Genomic DNA, 11,996 nt, shown 5'->3' on the forward strand with positions numbered 1-11,996 from the left:
TGCAGATATGCTAAGATATAAGCTTGCTGAATACGGGATCATGTTTGCGCTTACAGAAGAGAGTTATACATCCAAAGCGGATTTCCTTGCGATGGATGAGATCCCTGTGTATAAAAAGGGCAGGAAGTCTGACTATGTTTTTTCGGGAAAAAGGATAAAGCGTGGACTCTACAGGCACTACGATGGAACAATAACAAATGCAGACATAAACGGAGCTGCAAATATCTTAAGAAAAGTATTCCCAAAGGTAACCCAATGGGATAGGGGCATAGTGGACATGCCCTGTTCGTTGGGATGCGTTAAGCATCCCAAAGGTTCATGCCGCTCTGCGGCATAACAGAAACCTCTTCCGACGCAGAGTCGGTGGTGGTAGTTCATAAATGTCCAAATCATCCCACTAATCATGATAAGGGATGCACACCATGTATTGCAAAAAATCTGGGACAGGGTGAGATACCGGCATGCTTTTTCAAAAAAGCTAATCCTGACAAGAAACCGAGTGCATATTTTTTTGAAGATTTTGCAAAGATGGTCTTAGAAAAATAGGAGGAGAAGAGAGATGAGCAGAACAAATTTTGGAGCTAAACCGCTTATGTATCCACAGCCTGTCCTTATCATTGGAACATATGATGAAAAGGGCGTGCCGAATGCAATGAATGCTGCATGGGGAATAACAACGGATTTTAAGGAGATTTCTATTAGCCTTAAGGCAATGGCTGAAAGTGAGGACCTGATTAACGAGGAGATGGCAGCCGTGGCCTAACGGACGGACCCCCTTGGGGACGGAGTTAACGGTTCATTAATTGGCGGTAGTTGATTGGATGGTGCTGTTCTCCAACTCCGCTAAAAATGATGGTCGAAAGGAATTTATGATGAAAAATGTACTCTTGAGTGCTGATGGTGATATAAAAGTTTATTCTGTTCCTGACATAGTAGAAAAGAATCTTGAAAAAATAGCCGATGAATTCTCTTTTGAAGGCGGACTTTTTGATGTAGAAGATTTCATAGATTGGCTTAATAAATACAAATACCCATATAAGAAATCTGTATATATTGAAACTATAGGATGTGTTGGCGATGTGGATGAATTACCTGATCAGTACAAGAACTGTAAATGGTATAACTTTTAATGCCCTCGGCATTTAGGAATACATGATTATGTTAAACGGAGAAGATTATGGATATAGCCAAGACAAAGGAATACTATTCTGAATATGGTCGAGAAGATGTCTGCACTTGTGCTTATTGCCATAACCTTGTAGATGAAATAAAAGCAGCATACCCGGAACTAACAGAATTTTTACCGGACTTCGACCGGAGAGTAGAGGCACAGGCGTAAAACTCCTGCGTACCAAACCGGAATCTCTGGAATCCATGAGATAGTATGAAGTCATCCCGGTATAATTCCCTGTAAAATTGTTCTATACGTTCTACCTGATTCATGCTGTTTTTTATCGTTCTTGGAATAGCAGTCATGGTCCTCAAGAACATCAGAAGGAAAAGAGAAAACAAATAAGTTCATCCCACAGTCTTGACGAAAAGACTGTGGGACTTTTATATCATAAAAGTTACTATCATAATAAGTGTAGAATCCCATTGATCTGATATGAGCATTGAAGCCTGAACACAGTTGCTGCGTCGTTTAGATCAATGTCTGTAATTTCTGTAATCTTGGTCATCCTGTAATTCATGGTGTTTCTATGTAGGAATAGTGCATCTGCAGTATCCTTTATGGAGCAGGACAGGCTCAGAAAGACCTTTAAGGTTTCAACAAGATCTGAGTCGTGCTCAAGGTCATAACGGTGAAGCTTATATAGAGCGGGATGTATATAGGACTGCAAAAGGCTTATATCCGATACATGGTTAAGAAGATGGTAAAATCTGTAGTCTTCATATCTGTGTACTTTAGACGGATTTCCAATTTGTTTCCCTATACGATATGCCTCCTGAGCATATTGGAAACTCTGAGGGAAAAGAGAAGCCGAATTAAACTCCGGGCTTATTCCTACATCCGATACATTTTTTAGAAGTTCATCGTTATTTTCTATGTCACCTATTATGCCGATATATGAAGAGATAACAACAACAAGTTCTCTGAAGATGAATATTGTGTTCCCGGGTATCATGGAGTCAAGAGTTCTTTTGATAAAAAAGAGCTCATGTCTTGAGTGATGGATTGGCTTTAATACCACACAAAACGTATGCTCAGGTAGTTTGGGCAGCATTTTCTCAGTACTCTTTAAATCTTCCTCACTTCCATCAAGAAGCTTAATATACATATCCGTATCGTCCTTTGACAGATCAGGATAGGTATTATGTATATTGATAAAAGCTGACAAAAATTCACTTATCTTTGGCAGATATGTCTTGTGAAATGATGTAAGACCACGGTTGTTATCGAGCAAAACAAGATATGCTACCGGCCTGTTTTCTATGAAAAGCTGTGAAGCCAGTTTCTCTTCTGTAGAGCTGGCGCATGTGACCTGAAAGCAGGCGGAAGTCTTGGGAAGACTCTGGGCAGGCATAAGCTCGTTCATCGCATTAATAAACTCAAAAGAGCAGGATCCTTTCTCTATATATCGCTTCCACAAAGGGTCAGTGATGGATACGGAAGTGGAGTGCGCAAGAACTTTAAATCCTAAGTCTGCAAGAACAATGGATCTGTCCAGGAAAAGGGCAGATTTGTTTATGAGCTCCGTTATGGAGATATTTTCCTTGGACAGCTCTTTCAGATGCCTGAATCTGCTCTCGTGGTCAGTGGCTCTGAAAAATGCAGAAGTAAGAGCGTTCATACAGTTCATCATCTCTTTATCTGTTGTATATATAAATGAGATATTTTCAGGAAGTCCTTTTGTTGTTGTGAGAATACAGGGGGATTTTACAGTTTCTCTGATAGTATCAGTATCCACTTTTCCAATATAGAGGCACGAAGGATCATCTAATGGCATGCCATCAGATAAAAATGAAAAGTGCGTAAGTTCCGGATTTGAATTCCCTACGTTTATGCTGCAGTTGCAGCTTTTCTTCATTATTTCAGCTATTTCTTCAAAGTTCATAAAATCCATCTCCATTTGTGTTGTGCATCAAGCACAATATATGCTCATCTGTTTATGCAGGCAAAATCTAGACCACTATTTTATACCCCAGTAAAATTATTGTATTCATTGATGTTCATGGATGCAACTCTAAATCGAAACATTGTTGTAGTCTATGCACAATAAGTAGCATTTATATGTTTAAAGGAGGTACTTATGGCTTACGAAAAATTGTTTAAAAGTGGGCGTATAGGGAGCGTGCGAATCAAGAACCGCACAGTAATGCCTGCGATGGGAGTTTCGCTGGCAGATCCAACAGGAGAAGCTAACGAGCACATTATCAGATACTACGAAGACCGTGCAAAAGGCGGTGTGGGTCTCATTATCACTGAAATCACAAGAGTAGATGAGGTAGAAGGTATTGGTACACCTAATCAGCTGGGAGCTACAGATTCCAGACATGTTCCTCATCTCGAGAGGCTTGCTGAGCGTGTACACAAATATGGAACAAAAATCCTTGTTCAGCTTCAGCATCCAGGAAGGGAAAATAAATCATCCATGATAGGCGGCAGACAGATTGTTGCTCCTTCACCTGTTATGTGTAAGGTTACTAAGGAAATGCCAAGGGAGATGACAACAGAAGAGTGTTCAGCACTTGTAAAGAATTTTATCAAGGGTGCTGTCATCTGCCAGAAGGCTGGCATGGACGGAATCGAGCTTCACGCAGCTCATGGCTACCTTTTAAATGAATTCCTTTCTCCATATACAAATAAGAGAACGGACAGATATGGCGGATCTTTTGACAACAGAATAAGAATTCTTGAGGAGATAATCACAGGTATAAGATACATGTGTGGTCCCAGATTCCTTATTTCAGTGAGAATTTCAGCTGATGAATTTGTAGAAGGCGGATTAAAGCTTGAGGATACAATCAAGATTGCAAGAACACTTGAGAGCTTCGGCATCGACTGTATCAACGTTTCAAGCGGTATCTATGAATCTGCTACAACAATTATCGAGCCTTCTTCATATCCTCAGGGATGGAAGAAACATCTCGCATCCGCTATCAAGAAAAATGTAAAGATTCCGGTAATTGCAACAAATAACATCAAGGATCCTGAAGTTGCAGAAGCACTTCTTGAGGAGGGCGTTTGTGATTATATTGCTCTTGGCCGTGCTCATCTTGCTGATCCCGAATGGGCAAACAAGGCTAAGGAAGGCAGAGGCGATGAGATCAACAAGTGTATCGGATGTCTATACTGCTTCACTGCACTTTCAGACGGAGGACATATCAAATGTGCCGTTAACCCCAAGTGCGGAAGAGAAGTTGACTATAGCTGCGTAGAAAAGACTGGCAATGGCAGAAAGGTTGCTATCATAGGTGGAGGCCCTGCTGGAATGGTTTCAGCACTCACACTTAAGGAGAGAGGTTTTGAGCCTGTAATTTTTGAAAAGGCAGACTCTCTTGGCGGACAGCTTAATATTGCAACAAAGCCTATCATGAAGGAAAAGCTTCAGGCTTATCTTGATTCTCTTGTTTGCAGAATCAAGAAAAACAACATCGAAGTCAGACTTAATACAGAAGGCACTGTAGATGCTGTAAAGGCACTTGATCCCACAGCTGTTTTTGTTGCGACAGGTGGAACACCTATCGTTCCAGGGCTTCCCGGAGTTGATGGAGCCAATGTTATCACTGCTGAAGAATATCTGATGGGCAAAAAGGAAGTAAAGGGTGACGTTGTAGTAATTGGCGGCGGTGTAACAGGTATGGAAACTGCTGAGACCATTGCAACAAGAGGCGGAAATAAAGTTACTCTTGTAGAGATGACAAAAGACATCGGAAGAGGTCTTTACCGCTCTGTGATCGCTGATTTCACCATCAGATTCGGAAAACTTGGTGTAAATGTCATGACAAGACAGCAGTTCATGTCTGCAGATGAAGAATCAGTTGTTGTAATGAATACAGTAACAAGACAGATGACAAAAATTCCTGCTGGTACAGTAGTTCTTGCACTTGGAGTACGCTCAAATGATGTATCAGCACAGTTTGAAGAGAACTTTGACAATGTAATAGTACTCGGCGATGCAAACTTCCCCGGAAGAATTGCGGAAGCTACAACAGATGCACTTGGCAGAGCATCAACACTGTAAAGGGGAGGTTTTCAGATGAAAGAATTCAAGAATAAAGTTGCACTGATAACCGGTGCAGCAAATGGTTTTGGTAAAGAATTTTTAAAAGAAGCATCAAGGAGAGGCATGCGCATCGCTGCTCTTGATATCGAAAAGGACGAAGTAGAAGCAGCTGCCAAGGAAGCAAAAGAGCTTGGAGCTGCAGAAATCTTCACTATCCAGGCAGATGTAACAAAGGTAGAAGACTGTGAGAGAGCGGTTGATGAAGTTATTGAAAAATTCGGCGCGATTGACCTTCTTATGAATAACGCAGGTGTTGTGGTTCCTGGTGATATCTGGGACACACCGGTTCGAGACTGGGAGTGGATCACACACGCTAACTTCCTTAGCCATGTTTACTTCATGCACAAGGTTATTCCGATCATGATGAAGCAGGGTACACACTGCAATATCGTGAACACATGCTCAGTAGCAGGACTTATCACTTCAAATGGAATGCCCGCTTATCACGCTACAAAGCATGCTGCAGTTGCACTTTCTGAAAGTGTTAGCTATGACCTTCAGGCAAAAGGCGCAGATATTTCCGTTAGCATATATTGTCCGGGATTTGTTCAGACAGACCTTCACCATGCTGAAAGACACCGTCCTGAGCAGTACAAGGATGCATCTGATCCTTACTACACAAGCAAGGAATTCGCTATGGGTCAGAAAATAGCAGAGCAGGTTATTGTAACAGGTATGCCTATAGATTCTGTGGGAATGAGAGTATTTAATGCTATAGAAGAGGATCAGTTCTATATCCTTACTCACCCTATCTATACGACCCTTATCGGTAAACGTGTGACAGACATGCTTGCAGGAAAAGGACCAAACCTCATGGAACTTCGCGGAAAATAATCAAAGCAAAGGGCTGTCAAAATGATCAATGTCATTAAGTTAAGGTGACAAAAACAAAAATTGTAGCAAACTGAGGATGAAGAACAAAGCACTTCATCCTCAATTTTTGTTTTTAAGGCATCACAAATAGACGTAGTCTCTCCGCCAAAATATGCAGCTTATCTTTTTTATGCTACTCTGTAAAGGAACCTCTTGAAAAAGCTATAGAGTTTTGTCGAGATAACGGACTATACTTTTACGCTACGCTGATATGGTGGCGATGGCAGGATGAGAATTGGAAAATATAAGGATTCTGATTGTTAAATGTAGGCAATCAGAATCCTTTTTCTGTATAATTGGGGAATAGGGTTAAGTTATCAGACAGATAAAAAGGAGAAGAAGAGTTTGAAAACATGTATCATCTATTATTCCAAACACCATGGAAATACTAAGAAGCTTCTTGATGCCATAAAGGCAGTAGATCCTGAGGTGGAATTTATCGATGCAACAGAGAAAAGGGAAGCAGATCTGAATGGATATGACAGGATTGGCTTTGCCTCAGGAGTATACTACGGGAAATTTGCTGAGCAGGTGCTGACTTTTGCTAAGGTTAACCTTCCACCGCAAAAAGAAGTATTTTTCCTGGCAACAGCGGGAAATCCAATGAAGAGTAACTTCAACAGTATTGCATCTGTTGCAGACGATAAGCAGAGTAAGGAGTTGGGCAGATTCCAATGTAAGGGATTTGATACATTTGGACCATTCAAGCTTGTTGGTGGCATTCAGAAAGGACATCCTACTGAGGATGAGGTGGCTGAGGCTGTGAATTTCTATAAAAATCTGTAGAGAAAACAGGGCCATATACATATGACGGTACTGTTCAGGGTGAGCAGCTTTATCATGTTCACATAGACAAGGAGCATCCGAGGAAATCTTCATGTACCTGTCCCTTTGCCGAGGGAAGGAGAGTTATCTGTAAACACATGATAGCTCTCTATTTCACTGCGGAGCCCAAGGCTGCTGAGGACTTCCTTAAGCAGGTTGAGGAATGGGAAAAAGAGGAAGAGGAAGAAAGACGCAATAGATATTGGTGAGGGATTCATATGGTTCAGATTAAGTTGGGACAAGCTCTTTTGATTATATGCTGCGTGTTTTATCTGATATGGTGGGGAGTTGCATTTCGCCCAACACATGGAGATAGTCATACGCACGGGATAGATGGGATACTACTTCTTGCTACAGCAATTGTTGGTTTGTCGGGGCTTGCTGTGAATATGATGGGGATTGTTAAAACACCACCAGAAAAAGGATTCATTTCAGGGCTCATTATTATAGCTACTGGCATAGTTACATATTTGATTCTGCTCTATGGAACCAGAGTTTTTCTTCACAGGCAGGTGACGTCTGAACTATTTTTAATAGTAGGATGGTCGATGCTTGAAGTGGCATCTATAAACCGGGCTTTTGCCTGGGAGACAGTTACGATAGATAAGGCTGCTATTCTACTTATATTAACTGCGATAGCAGCAGTACTTAGTCTGTTTTTCTATCTGCAGTATTACAGGGTTAAGCCTATGACAGGATATCTGTTTGGGATGGTACCGCTTATGACAGAAGCGATAACAATGGGGATATTTGAATTTTTAACAAAATAGGAGATGTTTGGCCTGCGGAGTGAAAGAAGGAATAGTTACGATGAAAAAGACAATAGCAATTATAGCCGGTGTAATACCGGCAGTTTCTGCAGTAATAGCAATTTTTCTGATGGTATCACACTTTGATTCCGCGGTGATCAGGACAGTAATTAACATAACTACATTTCTTGGATTTTTAGGATTTGTATTCTTTTTTGCTGGCCGCAAGCTTGCGGGAGGGGATAAAACCGTCCGTATCCTAGGTGTTTTGGATCTGCTTGCTACGGCAAGTATCGTTGGATTCTACATTGTTGCAATCTTTGCATTTGGGCTGTGACTTTGGGATAAAGGTTCCATGCGGGTCACACATTTATACATGCTTTTCTTCAGATTTCTTTCATCCCGATGCAGATGGATGGAGAAAAGATGCCTGGGAAATGATGCATGAGCGTTCGGATTGTACATTCTTTATGATTACTAAAAGACCTGAGCGTATTACAGCTCATCTCCCAGCAGGATGGGGGAACGGATGGGAGAATGTTACGATAGCCGTTACCTGTGAGAAACAGGATATGCTGGACAAGAGACTTCCGGTTTATCTGGATCTTCCGATTTATCATCATGCCGTGATGATAGAACCTATGCTGACTGAGGTGGATCTAAGTTCATATATCGAAAAATACAGGACTTCCGATGGGCGACCGCTCATCGAGGAGGTTTCCGTAGGTGGAGAGTCAGGAGCAAATGCAAGGGTCTGCGATTATAAATGGGTAGAGAAGGTATGGTTACAGTGTAAAGAGAACGGAATCTCATTTTATTATCACCAGACAGGAGCAAAACTTATTAAGGATGGGAAGCTTTATAACATCCCAAGAAAGCTACAGCATATCCAGGCGCATAAAGCTGGATTGGATTTATAACTTTTTATATTACGTTCTAAAGTATTAATGTGCATAATGCAAAAGCAGTGAAAAACAGACCTTTTTCTGTGTGCGGATCAGGTCTGGCTTTGGTTGTACGATAATATATATTTACATAAGCCATGGCTTAAAGGACTGTCAATCGAGGAGGATGCGGTATTTGAATATTCTTTTATTCCTTGCAAAAGGCTTTGAAACTTAAATGAAGTGAAAATAGAAGATTATGATGCGTTGGCTATTCCGGGCGGATTTGAAGAATATGGATTTTATGATGAAGCTTTTTCCGAAGAAGTATCTGAATTAATAAGAGGGTTTAACAGCCAGCATAAACCTATAGCGTCTGTCTGCGTTGCAGCTCTGGCACTTGCTCATAGTGGAATCCTGACAGGAAAGAAAGCAACAACATATCACTTAAATGGTGGAAACAGGCAGAAACAACTAGGTGAATATGGTGTTGAGGTAATAAATGAGCCTATCGTTCAGACAGATAATATCATCACATCATATTGTCCACAGACTGCTCCGGGAGTTGCATTTTCTCTCTTAAGCATTCTTGTGGGAGAAGAAAAGATGAGCGAAGTACGTACAGCAATGGGGTACTAAGGAGGGAAAAGTGAAAATACTTTTGGCTGACCAGAATAATCTGGAAGATGTAAGAAATATAAAGAGATCGAGTATAACAGGATTGAAACAGAGAATGGAGATTATCTCTGTTATGATGTGATGATGCTGGAGAAGGCTGATGATAATTCAGGATATTGATAAAGGAAGGCCCTTTGACTGGGGCAAAACATCAGAAGATTATGCCAAGTACAGGGACATTTATCCGCAGGAGTTTTATGAGTACATTTTGCAGCTGGGTTTGTGTAAGGACGGACAGAGGATACTTGATATAGGAACCGGCACAGGGGTACTTCCGAGGAACATGTATAAGTACGGCGCCAAACTTTGCAAGAATGCTTAAATCGAAAGGCAAATTTCTGATTCTTTACATGGGGTGGCTTCCATATGAAGATCCGATAGCAGGTAAAAGTGAAGAGATCATTTTAAAGCATAATCCAAACTGGACAGCTTATGGTGATACAGTTCATCCTGTCTGGGTGCCGGAGCAGTACTTGAGGTATTTTGATTTATTATCGCAAGAGCAATTCAGAGTTGATATTCCGTTCACAAAAGAGGGATGGCATGGAAGAATGCGGGCCTGCAGAGGCGTAGGGGCATCAATGTCACCAAAGCAGCTGGATGCATGGAATAAAGATCACATGGAGATGCTACAAAAAGAGGCTTCTGAGAACTTTATGGTAAAACACTACATATCAATTGCTGAACTGCAAGTGAAGGAATAAGGAATAATGATAAAACTTACAGATTACAGAAAAATCAAGCATTTGGTTGATCGGATCAGAATAGAGAAAGTATACCCACTGTCCATTTTAGAGGGGATTCAAACGGGCGAGATATTTGTCGATGATAAGAAATGAAGCTTCCATGAGGCTAGCCTGCTCAGTTGGGTTTGAAATCGTCGGGATACATCCGTGGTATAAGAGTGAAAAGTGAAGAATAGCGTGTTAAAGTTTGTGCATTTGTTTAAGCATTATTATATTGGCATATCATTCATTGGAATAGCTGCTTTTGTGATACAAGAAATTCCATATATTATAATGCCACTGATAAATCCTGAATCAAATCCGATAATGAATATGCAAAATGAGATTAAATGGATCGAGACAGCACAGGGGAGCTTTGGAATGCTATCCATGTTCTTGCTGATGCTGATCGTAAGGGATGATGTCAGTGCTTTTCCATTGGCTACGTCAAGAGAAAAAGTATTCTTCTTATTAACTATACTCATGATAGCAATAAACTTTGTGGGATGGGCATTTTACTATGCTGGATATCAATATGGATGGCTGATTGTTCTGAGCCAGTTTGCTGTTGTTCCGCTGTATTATCTGTTCTTTGGATTATGGAAGAGTAATTTCCTATTGGCAGGTGCAGCTGTTCCATTCTTTTTGATACACACTATAAATGGGGTGTTAAATTTTGTGGTTAAGAAATAACTTTTAATATTATGTACTACTGTGAGGAGTATGACTAATGAGCAATGTTATTTTTGACATGGCCGGTAAAGATGACATATCTGAGTTGGTTCGTTTGAGAATTGCATATATGATAGACGATTTTGGAACTATCAGTGAATATGAGCGACAATGTATGGAGGAACAACTTCCGGGATATTTTGACAGAAGACTTGGAAAAGAACTGATCGCATTTATTGCAAGGGCAGAAGGTCGGTTGGTGGCAGCGGCATATCTGCTGATCATTGAGAAGCCGGAGAACCCGTTTTTACCCAATGGACTTGATGGAGAAGTGCTCAGTGTATATACAGAGAATGAATACCGTGGAAAGGGTATCTGCACACAGCTGATGAAGAACATGATAGAGTTCGCGAAAGAAAACAAATTATGCCGAATAGACTTAATGGCAACAGATGAAGGTTATCCGGTCTATAAAAAAGTTGGCTTTGAAGACCGGACTCAGAAATACTTAGATATGCGTTTGAAGTTGTAAGTGATATCGCTTTATCTTTCTAAATATCGTGCTATGGAGGACGCTGTTTATGAACAGTATAGAAATGTACAAGAAGTATTTTACAAAGGAATATTTGATGGGACCGAATTCCTTTAGGCTGCTTGATGAATTGATTCGCAAAAGACCTGAAGGCGCTTGCTTTAACAGGACACTGGATTTGGGGTGCGGTTATGCCTTAACATCGATGTTTGTAGCAAATGAAACGGATGCAGAGCATGTATACGCATTTGATCTTTGGGTACCCGCAACAGAAAACTACCGAAGAATTCAGGATAATGGTCTGGAAGACAAGATTATTCCAATTCATGGTGATGCCATGGACATGCCTTTCGCTGAAGAGTATTTCGATGCCATAGTCAGTGTAGATGCATATCATTACTTTGGATGTAAAGAAGGCATCTTTTCTGAGAAGGTACTACCATATGTAAAAAAAGGCGGTACAGTTATGATCGCGGTTCCGGGGTTAAAGGAACAGCCGCAAGGTGAGCTTAAAGTAATATTTGAGACATGGGCGGAAGGCGATGATTCGGAACTTTTCAAGACAGCATCTTGGTGGGAAAAACTGTTGAAGGATGAGTGCCAAGACCGATGCGATATCGAAGTTAAGGAGGCTGATTGCTACGATATCGCTTGGCGGGAATGGTTTGAATCAGGACATGAATATGGCATACGCGATAAGGAGTTTTTGGATAAGGGTCTGTATGATATTCTGAATTTCCTTCTAATTTATGTTCGAAAAGAATGATAAATGGATTTGATTTTTCTTTTAATATAAATGAGGATTGTATGGAAGAAATAAACGATTCAAT

The 11,996-nt window shown here is 40.8% G+C and carries 18 protein-coding genes and 1 pseudogene; 18 read left to right on the top strand and 1 reads right to left on the bottom strand.

Annotated elements, in window-relative coordinates; all coding sequences use genetic code 11:
* From BMW61_RS20750 to BMW61_RS22235, 5 genes and pseudogenes are all read left to right on the top strand, one after another.
* Positions 1-337, top strand: a 337-nt coding sequence (locus tag BMW61_RS20750) for a transposase (RefSeq protein WP_242876858.1), incomplete at its 5' end; no start/stop codon positions are given.
* Positions 319-546, top strand: a complete 228-nt coding sequence (locus BMW61_RS23120; RefSeq protein WP_091825831.1) for a DUF6485 family protein — start codon at positions 319-321, stop codon at positions 544-546. The genes BMW61_RS20750 and BMW61_RS23120, both read left to right, overlap by 19 nt.
* Positions 547-559: 13 nt before the next feature.
* Positions 560-674, top strand: a pseudogene (locus BMW61_RS22995) (flavin oxidoreductase); the annotation flags it as partial.
* 195 nt (positions 675-869) lie between these two features.
* Entirely contained in the window at positions 870-1,130 is a 261-nt protein-coding gene (locus BMW61_RS20765) for a hypothetical protein (RefSeq protein ID WP_175475326.1), read from the top strand.
* Between the two features lie 47 nt (positions 1,131-1,177).
* Complete coding sequence (locus tag BMW61_RS22235; RefSeq protein WP_175475327.1) at positions 1,178-1,339, top strand: hypothetical protein; 162 nt, start codon at positions 1,178-1,180, stop codon at positions 1,337-1,339.
* A gap of 235 nt (positions 1,340-1,574) precedes the next feature.
* Here BMW61_RS22235 and BMW61_RS20770 read toward each other — a convergent pair whose 3' ends face one another.
* Entirely contained in the window at positions 1,575-3,056 is a 1,482-nt protein-coding gene (locus BMW61_RS20770; RefSeq protein ID WP_175475328.1) for a PucR family transcriptional regulator, read from the bottom strand.
* Between the two features lie 195 nt (positions 3,057-3,251).
* Between BMW61_RS20770 and BMW61_RS20775 the strand changes: the two genes are divergently transcribed.
* The 13 genes from BMW61_RS20775 to BMW61_RS20830 all read left to right on the top strand — a co-directional run bounded on the left by BMW61_RS20775 (position 3,252) and on the right by BMW61_RS20830 (position 11,932).
* Positions 3,252-5,186, top strand: a complete 1,935-nt coding sequence (locus tag BMW61_RS20775; RefSeq protein ID WP_091825839.1) for an oxidoreductase — start codon at positions 3,252-3,254, stop codon at positions 5,184-5,186.
* A gap of 15 nt (positions 5,187-5,201) precedes the next feature.
* A complete protein-coding gene (locus BMW61_RS20780; RefSeq protein WP_026512190.1) occupies positions 5,202-6,062 on the top strand; it encodes an SDR family NAD(P)-dependent oxidoreductase in 861 nt (286 codons plus the stop codon).
* Positions 6,063-6,446: 384 nt separating this feature from the next.
* Positions 6,447-6,887: a flavodoxin domain-containing protein gene (locus tag BMW61_RS20785; protein WP_091825842.1), complete on the top strand. Its 441-nt coding sequence runs from the start codon at positions 6,447-6,449 to the stop codon at positions 6,885-6,887.
* Between the two features lie 62 nt (positions 6,888-6,949).
* Entirely contained in the window at positions 6,950-7,135 is a 186-nt protein-coding gene (locus tag BMW61_RS22770; RefSeq protein WP_278296961.1) for an SWIM zinc finger family protein, read from the top strand.
* Between the two features lie 9 nt (positions 7,136-7,144).
* Complete coding sequence (locus BMW61_RS20795; RefSeq protein ID WP_091825844.1) at positions 7,145-7,696, top strand: hypothetical protein; 552 nt, start codon at positions 7,145-7,147, stop codon at positions 7,694-7,696.
* 40 nt (positions 7,697-7,736) lie between these two features.
* A complete protein-coding gene (locus BMW61_RS20800) occupies positions 7,737-8,012 on the top strand; it encodes a hypothetical protein (protein WP_139176497.1) in 276 nt (91 codons plus the stop codon).
* Complete coding sequence (locus tag BMW61_RS20805; RefSeq protein ID WP_091825848.1) at positions 7,939-8,595, top strand: DUF5131 family protein; 657 nt, start codon at positions 7,939-7,941, stop codon at positions 8,593-8,595. The genes BMW61_RS20800 and BMW61_RS20805 overlap by 74 nt, the downstream gene beginning before the upstream one ends.
* Positions 8,596-8,802: 207 nt before the next feature.
* Positions 8,803-9,198 (top strand): DJ-1/PfpI family protein, encoded by a 396-nt coding sequence (locus BMW61_RS20810; protein WP_091825852.1) that lies wholly within the window; start codon positions 8,803-8,805, stop codon positions 9,196-9,198.
* 139 nt (positions 9,199-9,337) lie between these two features.
* A complete protein-coding gene (locus BMW61_RS22875) occupies positions 9,338-9,559 on the top strand; it encodes a class I SAM-dependent methyltransferase (RefSeq protein WP_330388567.1) in 222 nt (73 codons plus the stop codon).
* Entirely contained in the window at positions 9,552-9,941 is a 390-nt protein-coding gene (locus BMW61_RS22880) for a hypothetical protein (RefSeq protein ID WP_330388568.1), read from the top strand. The genes BMW61_RS22875 and BMW61_RS22880 overlap by 8 nt, the downstream gene beginning before the upstream one ends.
* 219 nt (positions 9,942-10,160) lie before the next feature.
* On the top strand, positions 10,161-10,655 hold the full coding sequence (locus tag BMW61_RS20820; protein WP_091825858.1) for a hypothetical protein: 495 nt from the start codon (positions 10,161-10,163) through the stop codon (positions 10,653-10,655).
* 37 nt (positions 10,656-10,692) lie between these two features.
* Positions 10,693-11,166, top strand: coding sequence for a GNAT family N-acetyltransferase (locus tag BMW61_RS20825; RefSeq protein ID WP_091825855.1), 474 nt, complete (start codon positions 10,693-10,695; stop codon positions 11,164-11,166).
* Positions 11,167-11,215: 49 nt separating this feature from the next.
* Positions 11,216-11,932 (top strand): SAM-dependent methyltransferase, encoded by a 717-nt coding sequence (locus tag BMW61_RS20830; RefSeq protein WP_026507243.1) that lies wholly within the window; start codon positions 11,216-11,218, stop codon positions 11,930-11,932.
* Positions 11,933-11,996: the final 64 nt, after the last annotated feature.

Origin of the sequence: Butyrivibrio sp. ob235 (assembly GCF_900109475.1) — a bacterium.
Lineage (GTDB): Bacteria > Bacillota > Clostridia > Lachnospirales > Lachnospiraceae > Butyrivibrio.